Source organism: Pedobacter sp. AC212, from assembly GCF_979258625.1.
The window spans coordinates 4,550,164-4,570,925 of sequence record NZ_OZ409870.1; the positions used below are offsets into that span (position 1 = coordinate 4,550,164).

General features: G+C 38.6%; 13 protein-coding genes. 11 read left to right on the forward strand and 2 right to left on the reverse strand.

Features of this window, described 5'->3' with window-relative positions:
- Positions 1-303 precede the first annotated feature (303 nt).
- From ACZZZC_RS19540 to ACZZZC_RS19575, 8 genes are all read left to right on the forward strand, one after another.
- Complete coding sequence (locus ACZZZC_RS19540; RefSeq protein ID WP_463483673.1) at positions 304-3,318, forward strand: SusC/RagA family TonB-linked outer membrane protein; 3,015 nt, start codon at positions 304-306, stop codon at positions 3,316-3,318.
- Between the two features lie 11 nt (positions 3,319-3,329).
- Positions 3,330-4,814, forward strand: coding sequence for a RagB/SusD family nutrient uptake outer membrane protein (locus ACZZZC_RS19545; protein ID WP_463483674.1), 1,485 nt, complete (start codon positions 3,330-3,332; stop codon positions 4,812-4,814).
- A 19-nt stretch (positions 4,815-4,833) separates the two neighbouring features.
- Entirely contained in the window at positions 4,834-5,664 is an 831-nt protein-coding gene (locus ACZZZC_RS19550) for a LamG-like jellyroll fold domain-containing protein (RefSeq protein ID WP_463483675.1), read from the forward strand.
- 70 nt (positions 5,665-5,734) lie between these two features.
- Entirely contained in the window at positions 5,735-7,402 is a 1,668-nt protein-coding gene (locus ACZZZC_RS19555) for a glucoamylase family protein (protein ID WP_463483676.1), read from the forward strand.
- Between the two features lie 15 nt (positions 7,403-7,417).
- Positions 7,418-8,785, forward strand: a complete 1,368-nt coding sequence (locus ACZZZC_RS19560) for a glucoamylase family protein (RefSeq protein WP_463483677.1) — start codon at positions 7,418-7,420, stop codon at positions 8,783-8,785.
- 27 nt (positions 8,786-8,812) lie between these two features.
- A complete protein-coding gene (locus tag ACZZZC_RS19565) occupies positions 8,813-10,558 on the forward strand; it encodes a discoidin domain-containing protein (protein WP_463487955.1) in 1,746 nt (581 codons plus the stop codon).
- A 113-nt stretch (positions 10,559-10,671) separates the two neighbouring features.
- A complete protein-coding gene (gene bglX / locus ACZZZC_RS19570; protein WP_463487956.1) occupies positions 10,672-12,969 on the forward strand; it encodes a beta-glucosidase BglX in 2,298 nt (765 codons plus the stop codon).
- 67 nt (positions 12,970-13,036) lie between these two features.
- On the forward strand, positions 13,037-13,819 hold the full coding sequence (locus tag ACZZZC_RS19575) for a carboxylesterase family protein (protein WP_463487957.1): 783 nt from the start codon (positions 13,037-13,039) through the stop codon (positions 13,817-13,819).
- A gap of 185 nt (positions 13,820-14,004) precedes the next feature.
- Here the strand turns inward: ACZZZC_RS19575 and ACZZZC_RS19580 are convergent, their stop codons facing one another.
- Positions 14,005-14,733: a YebC/PmpR family DNA-binding transcriptional regulator gene (locus ACZZZC_RS19580; RefSeq protein ID WP_086547484.1), complete on the reverse strand. Its 729-nt coding sequence runs from the start codon at positions 14,731-14,733 to the stop codon at positions 14,005-14,007.
- Between the two features lie 79 nt (positions 14,734-14,812).
- On the reverse strand, positions 14,813-15,760 hold the full coding sequence (locus ACZZZC_RS19585) for an NAD-dependent epimerase/dehydratase family protein (RefSeq protein WP_265798197.1): 948 nt from the start codon (positions 15,758-15,760) through the stop codon (positions 14,813-14,815).
- Between the two features lie 190 nt (positions 15,761-15,950).
- Between ACZZZC_RS19585 and ACZZZC_RS19590 the strand changes: the two genes are divergently transcribed.
- The 3 genes from ACZZZC_RS19590 to ACZZZC_RS19600 all read left to right on the forward strand — a co-directional run bounded on the left by ACZZZC_RS19590 (position 15,951) and on the right by ACZZZC_RS19600 (position 20,762).
- Positions 15,951-16,511, forward strand: a complete 561-nt coding sequence (locus tag ACZZZC_RS19590) for a sigma-70 family RNA polymerase sigma factor (protein WP_463487958.1) — start codon at positions 15,951-15,953, stop codon at positions 16,509-16,511.
- Positions 16,512-16,616: 105 nt separating this feature from the next.
- Complete coding sequence (locus ACZZZC_RS19595) at positions 16,617-17,639, forward strand: FecR family protein (RefSeq protein ID WP_463487959.1); 1,023 nt, start codon at positions 16,617-16,619, stop codon at positions 17,637-17,639.
- A gap of 192 nt (positions 17,640-17,831) precedes the next feature.
- Positions 17,832-20,762, forward strand: a complete 2,931-nt coding sequence (locus ACZZZC_RS19600; protein WP_463487960.1) for a TonB-dependent receptor — start codon at positions 17,832-17,834, stop codon at positions 20,760-20,762.

Below are 20,762 nucleotides of genomic sequence, written 5' to 3' on the forward strand. Positions count from 1 at the left end.
TTGCATAAAAACGATATTCTTTAGAATTTCAAACATCGGATGGTTAAAAACACTACATCATTACCTCTCATAACTATTTTTTTACCCCTACAAAAGCCTTAGTGTAACTTACACACTTAACTCGGGTAATTAATTAGTTACAAAGCTTAAAAATTGCCTTTTTGGCCCAAAATGCTAATTGGTTTTCCTCTGAAAAAACTTCTCTTATAAAAATGATGTATTAATGTTGAGGTAAAAGCACTTGCACAACCAAAAAAACAACCCCACATTTATCCTATCAATTAAACTAAATTTTTAATAAGCATGAAAAGAATTTTTACAAGAATTTCTGTTCTGGCCGTATTTCTTTTACTCGCAATTAACGTAGCGTTTGCGCAAAACATCACTGTAAAAGGTGTGGTAACAGATGGAGGTGATAAAACTCCGTTACCTGGCGTAACTATCTTAATTAAAGGAGCACAAGGAGGCACTCAAACAGATGCAAATGGTAACTACTCCATCAGTGTACCATCTACAGCAACATTAGTCTTTAATTTTGTAGGCTATACTGCCCAAGAGCAAGCAGTTGGCAACCGAACAACTATTAATGTAGCATTAGCTTCAAGTACACAACAGTTAGATCAAGTTGTGGTTGTGGGTTACGGTACACAAAGGAAAATCGATGTTACCGGATCGGTAGCCACAGTTAAAGGCGAAGATATATCAAAGCAAGCTTCGGTAAATCCCGTAAGTGCTTTGCAAGGTAAAGTTGCTGGTGTTTCTATAACCAACAACGGTGCTCCGGGTTCGTCTCCACAAATTACGATTCGTGGTACTGGAACAGTTTATGGCAATACTGGTGTTCTATACGTTGTCGATGGTGTATGGTATGATGAGATTAGCTTCTTAAACCCGGCCGACATCGAGAATATTAGCATTTTGAAAGATGCGTCTTCTCAATCTATCTACGGTATCAGAGCAGCAAATGGTGTTGTTTTGGTAACCACAAAGAGAGGTAAAACTGGCGAACCTAGCATAGCTTATAATGGCTCTATCGGTTATAAGGCTGTAACTAACCAAGTTGAAATGGCTAATGCAACAGAATATGCAACCATTATTAACGAACTATCTGCATCTAACGGCGCCAATCCGTTGTTTGCTAACCCGTCTTCATTTGGTACTGGTACAAACTGGTACAATCAAGCATTTAGAAATGCTTTACAAACGAATCATCAAATCTCAGTAAATGGTGGAACGGAGAAAACAACTTACAATTTCTCTTTAGGTTACACCAATGAGGATGGAATAGTGAAAACTCAGAACTATAAGCGTTATACAGCTAAATTATCTAATGATTTTCAAGTTTTAAAACCTTTAAAAATCGGGTATACCGTTTCGGGTACAGCTATTAACACAAACGACATAAACGATGGTATATTTCGTCAGCTCTACACAGCAGGACCAGTAGTTCCTGTTTATTATGCTGATGGAACTTATGGTGATGCGAATGATTTTAGCTTAGGTGGTGGAAACAATTTCAATCCACAGGTTACTTTAGATTATTTTAATCAGAAATCTAAAAACTATAGAATGAATGGAAATGTTTATGCCGAATTGACGTTTGCCAAAAACTTTACCTTTAAAACTAGCGCTGGCGGAGATTTTGGCCAGAATGAGGTAAGAGCATACACACCAGTATATGCAGCAACACAAGGGCAGAGAACAACACAAAGCACATTAGAAATAAAAAGAAATGAAACAAGAAACTGGATTTTAGAAAACACCTTAACGTACAAAAATACGTTTGGCAATCACAACATCACAGCTTTAATCGGAACAACAGCGCAACGAAGAAAATCTTACTTCATTAATTCGAAAGCTTTTGATGTTCCCTATTCAAGTGATGGTGACTTATATCTAGCTCTAGGAACTGCGGCCACACGTACTGTATTAGACGGTGGAAGTTTATCAACTTCAGCTTCTTACTTTGGTCGCGTTAATTATTCTTATAAAGATAAATATCTGTTAAATGCGACAATTCGTAGAGACGGAGCATCTCAATTTTTTGGGGGAGGCGATTTATGGGGTAATTTCCCAGCAGTTGGAGCAGGTTGGGTAATCAGCAATGAAGATTTCATGAAAGATCAAAAAGTTGTTAATTACCTAAAATTAAAAGGATCTTGGGGTAAAGTAGGCAACGCAGGTGTTCCAATTAACCCAACTACGCTCACCGTATCTCAAGGTGGTGATTTAGTAGCCTTTTTTAACGGAGTTGGATATACTGGCGCAAACATCAACTCATTGGTTCCTTCTTTTCTAAATTGGGAGCGGACAACGGGCACAGATGTTGGTATTGAAGCAAGATTTTTGGATAATCGTTTAAGCATTGAAACAGGTATCTATAATAAAAAAACTGAACAAGCCATTTTTGAAATTCCAGTTTTAAGTTCTATCGGAACGGCATCGGGATCATTAATTGGTAACCAGGCAGATTTTCAAAATAGAGGATTTGAATTTTTAGCAACATTTACTGATAAATCAAAAGGCGGTTTTGGATATTCAATTAGTGGGAATATCGGAATTAACAACAATAAAGTTATATCTGTGGTAACTGGTTTAAATCCAATTTATGCAGGTGGTGCTGGAATAGCTAATGGTGCGTTAGCAACACGTACAATTCAAGGTGGTGCAATTGGAGAATTCTTCGGTTACGATGTAGCTGGAATATTTCAAAATAACGCTGAAGTTGCTGCATCAGCACAAAAAACAGCCAAGCCAGGTGATTTTAGATATGTAGATCAAAACGGTGATGGAATTATTGATGGTAAAGACCGTATTGTTTTAGGTAACCCTAATCCTAAATTCAGTTATGGTTTAAATACGTCGTTCAACTATAAGAACTTCGATATGTCATTAGACATACAAGGAGTGGCTGGCGTGGACGTATTTAATGCAAATGTTGCGTATCGTTTTGGTAACGAAAACTTTAGCAAAGACTTTTACGATAACAGATGGCAAGGACCTGGCACTTCAACCACCTATCCTTCTGCTGCTGTAGGTTCAACTGCAAATGCTGCCCCTAATTCATTTTATGTTGAAGACGGTTCATACATTCGTTTAAGAAATATTCAATTGGGATATGCTTTGCCATCAATGTTAATGAGCAAATGGAAAATGCAAAGAATAAGAGTTTTTGTTGATGCGCAAAATGCTGTGAATCTTTTTGGATATAAAGGCTTCACTCCTGAAATTGGAGGAACGCCAACAAATGCAGGAATTGATGCAAGCGTTTATCCTTTATCAGCTACTTATAGATTAGGTCTTCAAGTTACTTTCTAATAAAAATAGCCATGAAATTAAATAATAAAAATAATTATATACAAAAGATTGGACTTGTTGCGCTATGCACAAGTCTATTCGCACTGCCTGCATGTAAGAAAAGTTTTTTAGATGTAGATCCACAAGCACAGCAACCTGCTATTACATTTTGGAAAACTCAAGATGATGCAACTAAAGCTGTTAATTCAATCTATGGTATACTGCGAGCCAATGATAATACAGGATTTCCAGCAATAGCCATAGAAAGCGTTGGTGGTGATGACGCAGAAAAAGGCAGTGATCCAAATGATGCGAGTTACTACAACAGTTACGACGATTTTAGTGTTTCTTCCACTGAAGGTCAGTTACAGGGATTTTGGAATGGTCAGTACAAAAACATTAATTTATGTAACCAAGTCTTAGATAACATCCCTGCAATTAGTATGGATGCAGGCCTGAAAGCTAGATATCTTGCAGAAGCAAAATTTGTTCGTGCTTACTCTTACTTTCGGTTAGTAAGAGCCTATGGTGACGTACCTTTGCGTTTAAATGTTCCTAAAGATGCCTCAGAATTTAATATTCCTAGGACACCAAAAGCACAAGTTTATGCTGCCATTGAGAAAGATTTGGATGATGCCGCCGCTGTGTTACCTCAAACTTATCCAGCAGCTGATTTAGGAAGAGCTACCAAAGGCGCAGCTCTTGCATTACATGCTAAAGTGGCGATGTACCAACAAAAATGGGCTGATGTTCTTAGCCTAACAAATACTGTGATGACTATGGGTTACAGCTTATTTCCTAATTACGAGCAAAGCTTTCGCCTAAATAATGAGAATAATGTGGAATCAATATTTGAAATCCAATGTGAAATTATTCCAACTATTGATGGCTCAGCTACATCTCAATATAGCCAAATACAAGGCGTTAGAGGCACATTAGGTGGTTATGGCTTGAATGTTCCTACAGCAACTTTAGCTGCTGCATATGAGCCTGGCGATGTAAGAAGAGATGCAACTATCATCTTTAGAGGAGAAACGACGCCTCAAGGTGATGCCATTCCTGTTACAGTTCCAAATCCGATGTATAGCCAAAAACCATATGTACCTTTCAATTTAATTAATTCAAGCTACAACCAAGGTGCTCAACAAAATGTACGGGTGATCCGCTTTGCAGAGGTTTTGTTAATGAATGCTGAGGCAGCAAACGAACAAGGAAATCCAACTTTAGCTAAAACATCACTAAATCGTGTACGAGCCCGTGCAAGAGGAGGTGTTGCTGGAGTGCTTCCTGATGTTACATCAACAGACAAAGAAGCAATTCGTCAAGCTATTTGGAAAGAAAGATTTGTCGAATTAGCAATGGAGTATGATCGCTACTTTGATGTTATTCGCCAAGGTCGTGGAACTGCAGTATTTGGCCCTAAAGGATGGAAAGCTGGCAAAAATGAAGTTTGGCCAATTCCTTCAAACGAAATCGATAAAAGCGCAGGAACTTTAACTCAAAACCCAGGTTATTAATCGCTTAATTTTAAGACAAATGAAAACAAAATATTTTTTATTAATAGCAATCACAACTTTAGGCTTGTCATCATGCCAAAAAGAATTTGATCCGACTAGCTATGCTCCACCTTTAAACATTGGAGGATACACCAACTCGAAACAAATCGCCACAAGTAATTTAGTTGCCTACTGGGCATTCGATGGTAGCTTAATTGATAGCATATCGAATACTGCTGGTGTAAACACAGGAACTAGTTTCACTATGGGAATTAAAGGACAGTCTCTACAAGGTGGCATTGACAAGTATGCTTTAAGTGCTCCATCTACCAAGATTACAAGTTTAAAAAGTTTTACGTTAACAGAATGGGTAAATACAGCTGCCCCAACTACTGGAATTATTGGGCTTTTCAGTCTATCTAATAAATCGCAGTTCTGGGGTAACTTAGAAGTATTTATTGAAAATGGAAGCACTAACGATAATGCAACAATAAAAGTAGTATTTACAAATAATGGAACTGGCGATAAAACTTACACTGTTAGTAATGTAGCTAACTTTTTTGGTAAATGGAATGCATTTTCTGTTTCTTATGATGAAACTACCTCTATGGTAAAAGTATATGTAAATGGTTCTAGGCTCAGCGCTGGAAAACTAGATGGAATAACCGGGCCGCTAAATTTTGTGAATTCCGGAAATTTAGTTTTTGGTACAGTTCAATTTATGACAACACCTAGCCAAACAACAAGCCATTCAAAAGAGCCTTGGGCAAACTTTCTAACTGGTCAATTAGATGAGGTCAAAATTTACAACAAAGCCTTAACCGATGATGAGGTTGGCTATCTAGCTAAACTAGAAGGTAGAGGAAAATAACATTCTTAATCCTAACTAGGCACATATAAAAGGGCTGCCGTTTGGCAGCCTTTTTTTTAACTATCCTCAAATGAAAAAAATTTACTTATATATTTTAGCACTTTCTATTTTTTTCTTCTCCTGTAAAAAAGGTGGATCATCAGATCCCATTATTGATCCTGTTACTCCCCCATCAACTTTTTCTTTTTCCGATTTGAAAGTAAATGGCACTTTCAATGGCTTTACTTACTTTGGTTTAAATAATGTTCCCATTATTAAAATCACCTTTTCATCTCCCATTAATCTTACTTCCGTTAGTGGAAATATTACCTTAACAGATGCTGCTGGAAACTCAGCTGCATTTATACCAACTTTAGAGAATAACGATAATACCGTTGTGATAACGCCTTCGGCTTTGCAACCTATTACAAAATATATTTTAACTGTTAATACTGGCTTATTATCCAAAACTAACAACAAACTGCAAAGCAGTATTGCCGTTAACTTAATAACAGCGGTTGACGATACCGACAAATTTCCCCGCATTAGCGATGATGAACTTTTAACCCTTGTTCAAAAGCAAACATTTAAATATTTCTGGGATTTCGGCCACCCGACAAGTGGTTTGGCCAGAGAAAGGAATACATCAGGCAATACCGTTACTTCGGGAGGTTCCGGCTTCGGCATTATGGCACTGGTTACTGGGATAAACCGCAACTTTATTAGCAGAACTGATGGTTTAGCCCGCATGCAAAAAATCGTAGCTTTCTTAAAAACTGCTGAGCGCTTTCACGGTGCTTATCCGCATTGGTTAGATGGAAATACCGGAAAAGTAATTCCCTTTAGCACAAAAGACAATGGTGGCGACCTGGTAGAAACTTCATTTCTAATGGCTGGTTTAATTACGGCTCGTCAATACTTCAGCGGCACAGATGCAGCTGAAACTAATTTACGAAACGACATCAACACTATTTATAATGGCGTAGAGTGGAACTGGTACAGAAAAGATAACAGCGCCACACTCTACTGGCATTGGAGTCCAAATTATGGATGGGATATGAACCTACCGATCAAAGGCTGGAACGAATGTTTAATTACCTATGTAATGGCAGCAGCGTCGCCTACTTACTCTATTCCAAAATCAGTTTATGATAGCGGCTGGGCTCAAAACGGATCCATGAAAAATGGCAACACGTATTATGGTGTCCAACTTCCACTAGGTCCTGCAAATGGTGGGCCTATGTTTTTTTCACATTATTCGTTCATGGGGATCAATCCGAATGGGTTAACAGATGCTTATGCTAATTACGAAACGCAAACTAAAGCACATACTTTAATCAATTACAATTACTGCAAAGCAAATCCGCAAGCCAATTATGGCTATGGAGAAAATTGCTGGGGTTTAACGGCAAGTGATATTCAAGGAGGATATACTGCGAGTTCGCCAACAAATGATGTTGGAACCATAGCTCCTACTGCTGCACTAGCATCTATGGCCTATACACCAACAGAATCTATGCAGGCTTTAAAATTTTTCTACTACAAGCTTGGAAACAAAACTTGGGGAGAATATGGCTTCTACGATGCCTTCTCGCTAAAAGACCAATGGTTTGCCTCCTCTACGCTAGCTATTGACCAAGGCCCAATAGTGGTGATGATTGAAAATTATAGAACAAAATTAATCTGGAATCTATTTATGAGTGCACCTGAGGTAAAAGCAGGCATGAAAAGTTTAGGTTTCAGTAGTCCCAACCTTTAGCATTTTACATTCCTAATGAAACTTACATTCCGCAACTTACTTCTCGTATCTGTTATCGCAATTTCCTTTTCGTCTTGTGCGCAACAAGTAAGTAAACCCTATAACCCCGATTTAACCATCAAAAAAGGCTTATCTGATGAGCAGTTGCTAGATCTTGTTCAGAAGCAGACATTTCAATACTTCTGGGATGGCGCCGAACCTACTTCAGGTGCAGGTAGGGAGCGTTATCACGCCGATGAAATTTATCCAGACAACGATAAAAGTACTGTAGCTACAGGAGCCACAGGTTTTGGTTTAATGGCCATTTTAAGTGGAATAGACAGAGGTTATGTAACCAAAAAAGAGGGCCTGGATCGACTAAATAAAATTTTAGATTTTCTGACTAAAGCAGATCGTTTCCATGGGGCATGGTCGCATTGGATTTATGGCGAAACCGGAAAAGTAAAACCCTTTGGTAAAAAAGACAATGGCGGCGATTTGGTTGAAACCTCATTTGTTGCGCAAGCTCTAATTTGTATTGATGCATATTATAAAAATGGCAATGCCGAAGAAAAAGCGGTGGCTCAAAAAGCAGATCAACTTTGGAAAGGAATTGATTTCAACTGGTACCGTAAGGGCGGGCAAAATGTGCTTTACTGGCACTGGTCGCCAGAATATAACTGGGAAATGAATTTTCCTGTTCAAGGCTACAACGAGTGTTTGATTATGTATGTGCTTGCAGCATCTTCGCCTACGCACACAGTTCCTGCCGAAGTTTACCACGAAGGTTGGGCAGCAAAAGGTAAAATCAAAGATAATTTTGAGGTTTACGGACACCCTTTTACGATGTATTACCAGGGACAAAAAAAATCAGTTGGACCGCTTTTTTGGGCGCATTATTCATACCTGGGATTAAATCCTAATGGGTTGAGAGACCAGTATGCCAATTATTGGGAAAACAATGTAAACCATACGCTGGCCATTCACGATTATTGTGTAGCTAACCCAAAAGGATTCAAAGGTTACGGTGAAAACAACTGGGGATTAACGGCAAGTTATTCGGTTAAAGGTTATGCAGCTCATAATCCACAAGAAGATTTTGGGGTGATCTCCCCTACCGCAGCCATTTCGTCAATTCCATACACACCAAAAGAATCAATGAAAGTCATCCGTCATTTATATGAAAATTTAGGAGATAAAGTTTGGGGCAAATATGGTTTCTACGATGCGTTTTCAGAAACGGATAATTGGTATCCAAAAAGATATTTAGGCATTGATCAAGGCCCGATGGTGGTGATGATCGAAAATTATAGATCAGGTTTACTTTGGAAGCTATTTATGAGTAATTCTGATGTACAAAAAGGGTTGACGAAATTGGGATTTGAAAGTTCGGAGATAAAATAATTCATTATTGCGTTTGAAGTTTAAAGCATGAAAAAAACGATACTTACAATCTTCTTTTTAACCTTCTTTCTGGCATCATTCGCTCAGAAGCAAAAAACCTATTGCAACCCTATCAATGTTGATTATGGTTACACTCCTTTTGAATCTTTTACCGAATGGGGCAAACATAGAGCAACGGCCGATCCGGTTATTGTGAATTACAAGGGCGAATATCTGCTGTTTAGTACCAATCAATGGGGTTACTGGCACAGTTCGGATATGTTGAACTGGAAATTTATAGAACGCAAATTTCTTCGCCCCTGGAATAAAACGAAAGATGAACTTTGCGCTCCGGGAGTGGGTATTATTGGTGATACAGTCGTAGTTTTCGGCAGTACTTACACCAAAAATTTTACGCTTTGGGGAAGCACAGATCCACTAGGCAATAAATGGTTTCCATTGGTTGATTCCTTGGAAATTGGTGGCTGGGATCCTGCATTTTTTACTGATGATGATGGAAAATTTTACATGTACAATGGCAGTAGTAATAATTATCCGATGTATGGCGTAGAACTCGATCGAAAAACATTTCAACCAAAAGGCACACGTATGCCGATGTATTTACTAGAAAGCTGGCGATATGGTTGGCAACGTTTTGGTGAATATATGGATAACACTTTCCTCGATCCTTTTGCCGAGGGCGCTTGGATGACCAAACACAATGGAAAATACTATTTTCAATATGGCGCTCCGGGAACAGAATTTAGTGGCTATTCAGATGGCGTGGTAGTGGGTACAAAGCCACTTTTTTACGATTCGCAGTTTACACCACAATCCGATCCGCTGAGCTATAAAGGTGGTGGATTTTCCCGAGGTGCTGGTCATGGAGCAACCTTTCAGGATAACAGCAAAAATTATTGGCACATCTCTACCAGTATCATTTGTGTAAAAAATACATGGGAACGCAGAATGGGAATTTGGCCAACCGGTTTCGATAAGGATGATGTCATGTGGACGAATACGGCTTTTGGTGATTATCCGCTTTATCTCCCATCAGAAAGAAAAGAAAATGGACCAGCGGGGCCAGGCTGGATGCTCATCAATTATAAAAAACCAGTAACGGTTTCTTCGACACTTGGAGCTTTCAATGCTAATAATGCTGTTGATGAAAGTATAAAGACCTATTGGAGTGCCAAAACGGCTAACAATGGGGAGTGGATTCAAACCGATTTAGGAAGCTTAGCCACAGTAAACGCTATCCAAATAAACTATGCCGATCAAGATGCTGAATTTATCGGCAAGCACATCGGCATTTACCACCAATATAAAATCCTTTCATCAACTGATGGTAAAAACTGGACAACGTTAGTGGATAAAAGTCAGAATAAAACTGATGTTCCCCATGATTATATCGAGTTGGAAAAACCTGTTAAAACACGATATATCAAGATGGTGAATATCCACATGCCAACCGGGAAATTTGCCATTAGCGGCCTCCGCGTTTTTGGAAATGGAAACGGCGAAAAACCTTCAGAAGTTAGAAACCTAATTGTACTCAGAACAGAGAAAGACAAGCGCAGTGCTTACATTAAGTGGCAACCTGTTGATAATGCATTTGCGTATAATTTGTATTACGGCACAGCTCCAGATAAATTGTATAACTGCATTATGGTGCATGATTTCAACGAGTATTGGTTTAAAGCGATGGACAGCCAAAAGGCTTATTATTTTTCTATTGAAGCTATAAATGAAAATGGCGTTTCAGCCAAAACCAAAGTGAAGAAAGTGGACTAAATTTTAAAAGCATAAAACACATATATAATGAAACCATCATGATTTTGCCAGTCACAAACACTAGTGAGTAAAATCATGATAGCTTCATAACCATTGAAAACAAATTTACACATATGAAAAAAGTGAAAATCCTAGTTGTTTTTTTAACATCCTTAGCCCTGAATATTTCAGCGCAAACCAAAAAACCGATATCTCCTGAAGAGGCCAAGATGAATACTTTCATCAGCAACCTGATGGCTAAGATGACTGTCGACGAAAAAATCGGGCAGCTCAACTTGCCTAGTTCTGGCGATATTACCACTGGGCAGGCGAATAGTAGCGATATCGGAAAAAAGATTAAAGACGGCCAGGTGGGTGGTTTGTTCAATATAAAAGGCGTTGATAAAATTAAAGCGGTACAAAAAGTTGCCGTTGAAGACAGCAGGTTGAAAATTCCATTACTTTTCGGGATGGATGTGATTCACGGTTACAATACCGTTTTTCCAATTCCATTGGGCATGAGCGCAACCTGGAATATGACAGCAGTAGAAAAATCGGCAAGGGTTGCAGCTATCGAAGCAAGCGCCAGTGGCATCAACTGGACCTTCTCTCCTATGGTTGATATTTCCCGCGACCCACGTTGGGGAAGAATTTCTGAAGGCAGTGGCGAAGATGCTTATTTAGGGTCTAAAATTGCCGCTGCTATGGTAAAAGGTTATCAAGGTAAGTTGCAAGCAAATAATGAAATATTGGCTTGCGTTAAACACTATGCATTGTATGGAGCGGCAGAAGCGGGTAGAGATTACAACACCACAGATATGAGTAAGGTGCGCATGTATAACGAATATTTCCCGCCGTACAAAGCTGCGGTAGATGCAGGTGCAGCAAGTATTATGGCCTCTTTTAATGAGGTTGATGGTATTCCAGCGACAGGAAGCAAATGGCTAATGACTGATGTGTTGCGCAACCAATGGGGTTTCAAAGGTTTCGTCGTTACGGATTATACGGGCATCCCTGAAATGATTGCGCATGGTATGGGCGATTTACAAACCGTTTCTGCTTTGGCCATGAATGCTGGTATCGATATGGATATGGTTGGAGAAGGTTTCCTTGGAACATTAAAAAAATCACTTGCCGAGAAAAAAGTAAGCATCAATGAAATAAACAGGGCTTGTCGTTTAATCCTTCAAGCTAAATATAAGTTGGGTTTGTTTACTGACCCTTACAAATTTTGCGATCCAACAAGAGCTGAAAAAGAGGTGTTCAATGCAGAAAACCGCCAGATAGCCCGTGAAATTTCAGCCGAAAGTTTTGTTTTATTAAAAAACAACAATAACCTGCTTCCACTTAAAAAAACCGGCACTATTGGTTTAATCGGTCCTTTGGCTGATAATACGGCGAATATGTATGGTACCTGGAGCGTTGCGGCTTTGTTCGATCGATCGGTAACGGTGTTGCAAGGTTTAAAAAATGCTTTGGGTAATGATGCTAAAATTTTAACGGCTCGTGGCTCAAACTTTTTAGCCGATTCTGTTGCCGAACACCGCTATGTTAACGTTCACAATCCAACCTACAAACGCGATGCGAGATCAGAAGAAGAAATGATCAAGGAGGCCGTGAGAGTTGCCGAAAAATCAGATGTGGTAATTGCCACTATGGGTGAAGGATCTGAATTTACCGGTGAGGCCAGTAGCGTTACCGACATTCAAATTCCAGAAACTCAGAAAAACCTTTTAAAAGCTTTGGCAAAAACAGGAAAACCAATTGTGTTGGTATTGTTTACTGGTCGCCCGTTGGCATTGAAATGGGAGCAGGAAAATATCCCTGCAATTTTAAACGTTTGGTTTCCTGGCAGCGAAGCTGGAAATTCTATCGCCGATGCTCTTTTTGGAAAAGTAAATCCTTCGGGTAAATTAAGTGCAACTTTCCCTCAAAATGTGGGTCAGGTGCCGCTTTATTATGCCCACAAAAACACTGGTCGCCCTTTGGCAGAAGGCAAATGGTTCGAGAAATTCCGTTCTAATTATCTAGATGTGAGCAACGATCCTTTATATCCATTTGGTTTTGGTTTAAGCTACACCACTTTCAATTACAGCGATGTTAAACTGAGCTCGAATACCTTAACCAAAGGCAAATCGATTACAGCTTCTGTAACCTTAAGCAATACTGGTAAATATGATGGCAAAGAAGTTGTTCAACTTTATATTCGCGATTTGGTTGGAAGCATTACCCGTCCGGTTAAAGAATTGAAAGGTTTCCAGAAAGTGAATTTAAAAGCGGGTGAAAGCAAGACAATATCTTTCAATATCTCAGAAAATGATTTGAAGTTTTACAATTCTGACTTAAAATTTGTGGCTGAACCTGGAGAGTTCCAGGTGTTTATCGGCACAAATTCCAGAGATGTAAAAGCAGCATCATTTACATTAAAATAATCAAGGTTAGGTTTGATTATGAGCCCTGCACTATTGTAAAATAGGCAGGGTTTTTTATTTTTGCTAGATGAAGAATATTTTTCTAACCATATGTTTCCTCATTGCAACGATCGTTTTAAATGCTCAGGATTTAAAAAAATATGACAGGAGCAGTTTTATCAAAGGAAGGGATTCGATCTATTACAGAATCCTTTTTCCAGAAAATTTCAACCCTAAACAGAAGTACCCGATATTATTTGTATTGCATGGGCGTGGAGAAAGCGGCAATGACAACGAGAAACAACTGACACACGGGGCGAAATTATTTCTAAACGAAGATATACGGCGAAATTTTCCCGCTATCATCGTATTTCCACAGTGCCCGGCTGATAGCTATTGGGCAAACGTCAACATCACTACAAACGATAAGGGCAAAAGGAATTTTAGTTTCATTGAAAATGGAAAACCGACAAAAGCCATGCATGCTCTGCAGGGAATGGTAAAGGATTTCTTAAAAAAACCATTTGTAAATAAGGAGCAGGTTTATGTGGGCGGCCTATCTATGGGAGGCATGGGAACTTACGAACTATTGAGAAGAAAGCGAAACACTTTTGCTGCTGCTTTTGCCATTTGCGGTGGTGATAACAGCAACAATATTAAGAAATACAAAAATATTCCTTTATGGATTTTTCATGGCGGAAAAGATGACATTGTTGATCCGGCATTTTCTATGGCGATTGCCGAAAGGCTAAAATCAGTTGGTAAAGAGGTAAAGTTTACGCTCTATCCAAATGCAAACCATAACAGCTGGGACAGTGCATTCGCTGAACCAGACTTGTTGCCCTGGTTGTTTGGGCATCAGAAGGATTAAAAAAATTAATCCATCGTCATCCCGACCGGAGTGCAACGTAGCGGAGAGATCTTTTCCATCTGTTTTCTGTTCAGGGATTTTGCGGCTTAGCTCTAAAGGAAGCTTGAGGTTACTGTGTAGATCAGAAAAAAAAAAGGCTTGAAGAATAAAATCTTCAAGCCTTTTTTTTTCATTTTTGAAAATCCTTACTCCGCCATATTATGATAAACCGCCTGCACATCATCATCTTCCTCTAACTTATCAATCAACTTCATTACATCAGCAGCTTGCTCTTCTGTAACTTCGTGGTGCGATAATGCGATACGCTCTAGTTTAGAGCTTTTCAGTTCAATACCTTTTTCTTCCAAAGCTTTTTGCAAAGAACCAAAATTCTCGAAAGCACCTTGTGCTACGGCGATATCGTTTCCTTCCTCGTCAGCCTCTACATATAATTCTTCCAAGCCCGCATCAATCAACTCAAACTCCAATTCTTCCAAATCCAAACCTTCTGCAGGTACAAAACGGAAAATAGATTTACGGTTAAAAATGAAGTCCAATGAACCAGTTTTACCTAAAGAACCGTCGGTTTTATTGAAATAACTACGAACATTTGCAACGGTACGGTTGGTATTATCAGTAGCCGTTTCAATTAATACCGCTACCCCATGAGGCGCATAACCTTCATAAACAATTTCTTCGTAATTGGCCATGGATTTATCGGATGCCCGCTTGATAGCCGCCTCCACCCTATCTTTTGGCATGTTTACCGCCTTTGCATTTTGCATTGCAGTACGCAGGCGAGAGTTTGTTTCAGGGTGAGGCCCTGATTCTTTCACCGCCATCACGATATCTTTACCAATACGCGTAAACTGAACGGCCATTTTGGCCCAACGCTTAAACTTTCTTTCTTTTCTAAATTCGAATGCTCTTCCCATTTTTAGTATCAAGTATTTAGGATCAGGTATAAAGAATGGGGTTAAAACACCCTAAACCTTCCACCTTAAACCACCTACCTTATTTTTTTAAATTATTTAACATATCGGTTGTCAGTTTCGATAAATCGAACTCTGGTTTCCATCCCCAATCTTTTGCTGCAGTACTGTCATCAATTGAACGTGGCCAACTATTTGCAATTTGCTGCCTTGGATCAGTTTCGGATGTGTAAGTTAAGGTAAAATCCGGAATATGTTTTCTGATTTCTGCAGCCAAAATTTCTGGCGTAAAACTTACCCCACCAAAGTTGTAACTGCTGCGAACCGTAATCTGATCTGATGGAGCATCCATCAGTTCTATCGTTCCGCGGATTGCATCATCCATATACATCATTGGCAATTCGGTGCCCGCATTTAAGAAACTTTGATAACTTCCTTTTTTTAATGCATCATGAAAAATATGAATAGCATAATCTGTTGTTCCACCACCTGGAGCAGCTTTCCAGCTAATTAATCCAGGATAACGGATACTGCGCACATCCAAACCATATTTTTGGTTATAATATTCGCACCAGCGTTCTCCTGCCAGTTTACTTATTCCATATACCGTGTTCGGGTCCATCACACAATATTGATTCGTGTTATCCTTTGGAGAATTTGGTCCGAAAACAGCGATTGAACTTGGCCAGTAAACCTTTGCTACTTTATATTCTAACGCTAAATCTAACACATTTAAAAGCCCATTCATATTCAAATCCCAGGCTAACTTCGGGTTTTGCTCACCAGTTGCTGATAGTAGCGCAGCTAAAAGATAAACCTGCGTAGGTTTATACTTTTTGAAAATGCCATTAATCATCTCTTTATCCAAAACGTTTACGAACTCAAAGGGCGCAGAATTTTTGATGTCGTAATCTGGTCGTCGGATATCACAAGCCACAACATGATCATCACCATAAATTTTTCTTAACATGGTAACCAATTCGGTTCCAATTTGGCCATTAGAGCCTAAAACAATAATATTTTCCTGCATAATTTTTTAGAGATTGAGCAAAGGTAAAAAAATGAGACAAAAGGCATATAAAATATTTACGCTTAGGTGCATCCTTTAAAATTACAGGGTATAAATACGGAAGATTATTGCTAAATTTAATCAGAAATGGAATTTCAGAATGAAATAATTTCCTACATTTACTTCATTCCTAGCTAACCAAAACGAATTAATGACGCTCCAAGAGCCTGAAAAGTCTATCGATTTACTTGTGCGCCTAAGGCTAGGTGATAAGCAGGCTTATGAACAGATTTACTTCACTTTTAGTAAAGAACTGTTATATGCAGCCTTTAAAAAAACTGGTGATAAGGTTGTAGCGGAAGAGTTAGTGCAAAATATTTTTATCTCCCTTTGGGAAAAACGACAAGATCTACAAATCAAAAACCTCCAGGCTTATCTTTTTGGTGCTTTAAAGCTAAGTGTAATTAACCATGTACGTAGTTTGGTGATGGAAAATAAATACATGGAGTACCAAACCTTAACCTATAATGAAAATCATCAAGACACGGCCAATCTCGTAGATCTGCATGATCTATCATCAATTATAGAAGAAGGCATTAATTCATTGCCAGAAAAAACCCAGGAAGTATTCCGTTTAAGTCGTTACCAGCACCAATCCGTAAAGGATATTTCCACTGACTTAAATATATCTGAAAAGGCGGTGGAATACCATATTACCCGCTCTATCAAAAGAATTAAAGAATATATTAAAAATTTTTATCTCTTTTTTTAACCTGATAATCAACAAGTTATAATTATTATTTATTTTTTTATGATGATGCGTTAGGGATACTGGCTTGTTATGTTACTTGTATAATATAGAGCCAAATATTTCCTTATGAACCAGAAATCATTCAACGATTTACTCCTCCGTTATCAAAGCGGAAACTGCACCGATGCCGAAAAGCTTTGGGTAGACAAATGGTATCATAATTTAAACAATAAAAGTTACAACGACCTTTCTTCGAGCGAGCTTGATGAAATGCAGGATAAAATCTGGCTCAACATCAACCACTCCGACGAAAAGCAAATTGATACACTAAAAGTGAAAAGGTTATGGCCAAAATTTGCAATAGCTGCTTCAATCATGATCGCTTTTTTTCTTGGGGGTTTATATCTTTATAACTACAATCCTACCGAACAGGCCTTTATCAACGAAAATGGCGATGTAGCGCTGATTAGCAAAACTAACAATACAAACAGTTTAATGAATATAAAGCTTAGCGACGAGAGTGTGGTAACGCTTAAGCCTAAAGCCAATATCTTATATCCAGAGTTTTTTGCCGGTAATAAGAGAACTATTTACTTAAAAGGAACGGCTTTCTTCTCGGTAAGCAAGAATCCGAAGCGCCCATTTTATGTTTATAATCAAAAGTTGGTTGTTCGCGTTTTAGGAACCAGCTTTTGGGTAAAAGAATCAACCGATAAAATGCCTGCGCAAGTTGCCGTCAGAACCGGAAAAGTACAGGTGCAAGAAAATGAGAAAAGCACATTCCTTGGTTTATCAAAAGAAAAATTAGCTCAACCTATTATGTTAACGCCCAATCAAAAAGGTGTATTTAACAATCATCAGTTAAGCAAAACTCTGGTAAGTAAGCCCATTCCACTGGCCGAAGCTTATAATGTACCAACAAGTTTGAGTTATAATTTCAAGGAAGAAAGTGTAAAACAAATCTTCAAAACCCTTACCGAGGCCTACGGAATTGAAATAAAGGCTGATAACGAGCAGATATCAAATTATACTTTTACCGGAGATTTGAGTAAAAAAGGGCTATATGAGCAGCTCGATTTAATCTGCGGAACCATCTCAAGCAAGTATTATATTCAAGGAACCAGCATTGTGGTTTCAAACAAAAACTAACCAAAATATATAAAATTATGAAGAAAGCAGTAACCTATTTCAGTCAGTAGCCGCCGCTACCTATCCATAATATTTTTCTAAAAACAAAGCCGACAATGTGGGGCATTGCCGGCGAGTTAAATACATTAGAATGTATTCATGGTATTTCTATGTCCAATAAATCCAATCATTTAATGAACAATAACCAAATTTATGAAAAAAAATCAACTTATTTCGCTGGCGATATATGCAATGAGAGTTTCGATTTACCAAATACTTGCAATAACTATTTTCACTTGTGCTGCATTTGCCAAAAATGTCGACGCTCAGGAATTTTTAAATAAACCCATTTCGATCAAAGCCGATCAAACTGATATTAAAACCATTATTGCTAAAACGGAAATGTTAGCAAACGTAAAGTTTGTGTACAGTCCGCAATTAATAAATTCTGATAGAAAGATCTCTATCAATGTAGTTAACCAAAAACTTAAATACTTTCTTGAGAATTCGCTAAAACGTTATGACGTGGGATATAGGATAGTTAAAGATCAAATTTTACTCTATTCTATTCCCGCCAATAACAACCTTGAGCTGCTGAAAGCCTTCGATGGTGTAGTCACCGGTAAGGTTTTAGATAGCAAAGGCAATCCAATTCCCGGCGTTTCTATAACCGTAAAAGGCAAAACAATCGGGACCACGACTGATGAAAATGGAAATTTCGCACTTAAAGGACTTACGGTTGATAGCCGCATATTAGTGGTGCGTTATGTAGGCTACATTTCGAAAGAAGTTAATCTTTCGGCTGGCAATGCCGATGAAAACATTAGCATTAGTTTATCTGAAGATAATCTCCAACTGGAAAGCGTAATGGTAACGGGTGGTAATCCAAAGAAAAAACTCGAAAGTTCTGTAGCCATTACTTCCGTAAGTAATAAAGACATCACCAATAGAGCGCCATTAAACAGTACCGATTTATTAAAAGCGATACCCGGTTTAACGGTAGAAAGCACGGGTGGCGATGGACCAGGTAATGTTTGGGTACGGGGTTTTCCACAACAAGGCGGGTATATCTTTTTAGGTATCCAAGAAGATGGCTTGCCACTTTTGCCAACCGGATTCAATACCAATCCGTCGGTAGATCAATACTATAAAACAGATTTAACCATCCAAAACATTGAAGCTGTAAGAGGTGGCAATGCTTCTATCATCCAAGCAAATACGCCAGGTGCAGTGGTTAATAATTTAAGTTACGTTGGTGCCGACAAACAATATGGCCAGGTTAAATTTACCACAGGATTTTCTCAAGGTTTATACCGCTTTGACGGAAATACAGGTGGAAAAATAAATGATCAGATTAAATATAACATTGGCGGTTTTTATCGTACCGATAATGGTGTTGTAGATCAAGGTTTTAATCCAGCTAACCAGGGTGGACAAATTAAAGGCAACATGACTTTTAATTTTAAAAACAACAAAGGTTTTATTCGTGTATATGGTAAGTACTTAAATGATAAGGTTCAGTTTCTATTAACCAGTTATTATCCATACGATGGAACAGGCAAGCCTACCACCTACCGCGATTATAACATGGCAACGCAGTCAATTGTGCCTGTACAAACAGATTGGAGTTACAATGATCCTACAACTGGCGCTCACAGCTTTAGTTTGAAAGATGGTATCCATACTAAACTGGGTTCTGCAGGGTTTCAATTTAATTATTTAACAGACGGTGGTTGGCAGATTGTGAACAACTTCCGCTATCAAAATACGCACACCAACAGTACTTATACCGCACCTGCAGGCATAACAGCAAGAACATCAGCTGTTCCTTATTATTATCCAGGGGGAGCAGTGGCGCCTTTTGTTTCGGGAGATTATGTGGTAACTTCAAATGCACAGGGCCAAATCAACAGCGATGTTCAAATTGTAAATTACCTGGACTTAAAGAAAACCATCAAAAACCACAGTTTAAACATTGGTGCAGGTATTCATCAATACAATAGAGATGATTTACGTTTTGCTTTCCGTTCGTTTACCGAATTTAAGGAACATCCAAGCATTATACTACAATCTCCAAATGCCCTTGAGCGTACAGTACAAACTAAAAACACCTTTATTGGCAATACCAGGACTTTATCATTGTATGCTGGCGATGAAATAAAGATTTCGGAGCAATGGCGTTTGGATATCGGTGCCCGAATCGATAACCAGAATGTAAAGGGCGACAGACCTTACTACGCATTGAATGCTAGCGGAACAGTGAACATTGCGGCAGCGGCAAGTCCTAATATTTTAGGTTATACCGCTTACGATGAAACGTTAACAAACTGGTCTGCTTCAGTAGGTGCAAACTATAAAATAAGCACTACAGCTAGTATGTTTGCTCGTGCTACCAAAGCGTACAATGCACCAAATATTGGCGATTATAATGCATCTGCATATAATGGCGCTAACATTAAAAAACGCCCGGTGTACTTAGGCGAAGTAGGTTTTAAGTATGCTAAAAACAACCTGGCTATTTTCGCCTCTGGAAGTTACTCAGCAATTAAAAATGTTTCATTAACCATTAATGTACCAACGGTAGCAGCTGGCCAACAAGCCTTGGTTGCCTTTGGTTCTACCCGTACCTGGAGTGCAGAATATGAAATTTCATATAAAATATTTAAACCTTTAAGTTTAAGATTCACCGGTACTTTACAAGATTCAAAATATACCGATTACGAAGCCAATACTAGTGGAAACGCCGCCGTTGCAGCAGAATTCGGGAATCGAGTGTATAGTTTTACCGGTAATAGAACTGAACGTGTTCCTGTTTTAAACACTGAGTTAGGAGCGAATTATGATTTTAAAAACTTTAATTTATACGTTGCAGCAAACTATGTAGGTAGTCGCTTCACCTCTCCTAGCGAAAGCTATAAGTTACCAGGATATGTGGTAATGAAAGCTGGTGCAGGTTATAACTTTAGTAAAAAAGTGGCGATAAGATTTTGGGCAGACAACTTGTTAGATGCGAAAGTGTTGACTGAAGGTGATGTTCGTGGAGATCAATTCAGAGATTTCTCTACTGTAACGCCTGGTCAATTGATGATTGGCAGAACTTTACTTCAACGTACTTTCTGGGGATCATTGGCTTATTCATTTTAA

Excerpts from the sequence above, each read along its gene's own strand:
- ACZZZC_RS19540 (WP_463483673.1), top strand. The coding sequence starts at position 304 with ATGAAAAGAATTTTTACAAGAATTTCTGTTCTGGCCGTATTTCTTTTA.
- ACZZZC_RS19545 (WP_463483674.1), top strand. The coding sequence starts at position 3,330 with ATGAAATTAAATAATAAAAATAATTATATACAAAAGATTGGACTTGTT.
- ACZZZC_RS19550 (WP_463483675.1), top strand. The coding sequence starts at position 4,834 with ATGAAAACAAAATATTTTTTATTAATAGCAATCACAACTTTAGGCTTG.
- ACZZZC_RS19555 (WP_463483676.1), top strand. The coding sequence starts at position 5,735 with ATGAAAAAAATTTACTTATATATTTTAGCACTTTCTATTTTTTTCTTC.
- ACZZZC_RS19560 (WP_463483677.1), top strand. The coding sequence starts at position 7,418 with ATGAAACTTACATTCCGCAACTTACTTCTCGTATCTGTTATCGCAATT.
- ACZZZC_RS19565 (WP_463487955.1), top strand. The coding sequence starts at position 8,813 with ATGAAAAAAACGATACTTACAATCTTCTTTTTAACCTTCTTTCTGGCA.
- bglX (WP_463487956.1), top strand. The coding sequence starts at position 10,672 with ATGAAAAAAGTGAAAATCCTAGTTGTTTTTTTAACATCCTTAGCCCTG.
- ACZZZC_RS19575 (WP_463487957.1), top strand. The coding sequence starts at position 13,037 with ATGAAGAATATTTTTCTAACCATATGTTTCCTCATTGCAACGATCGTT.
- ACZZZC_RS19580 (WP_086547484.1), bottom strand. The coding sequence starts at position 14,733 with ATGGGAAGAGCATTCGAATTTAGAAAAGAAAGAAAGTTTAAGCGTTGG.
- ACZZZC_RS19585 (WP_265798197.1), bottom strand. The coding sequence starts at position 15,760 with ATGCAGGAAAATATTATTGTTTTAGGCTCTAATGGCCAAATTGGAACC.
- ACZZZC_RS19590 (WP_463487958.1), top strand. The coding sequence starts at position 15,951 with ATGACGCTCCAAGAGCCTGAAAAGTCTATCGATTTACTTGTGCGCCTA.
- ACZZZC_RS19595 (WP_463487959.1), top strand. The coding sequence starts at position 16,617 with ATGAACCAGAAATCATTCAACGATTTACTCCTCCGTTATCAAAGCGGA.
- ACZZZC_RS19600 (WP_463487960.1), top strand. The coding sequence starts at position 17,832 with ATGAAAAAAAATCAACTTATTTCGCTGGCGATATATGCAATGAGAGTT.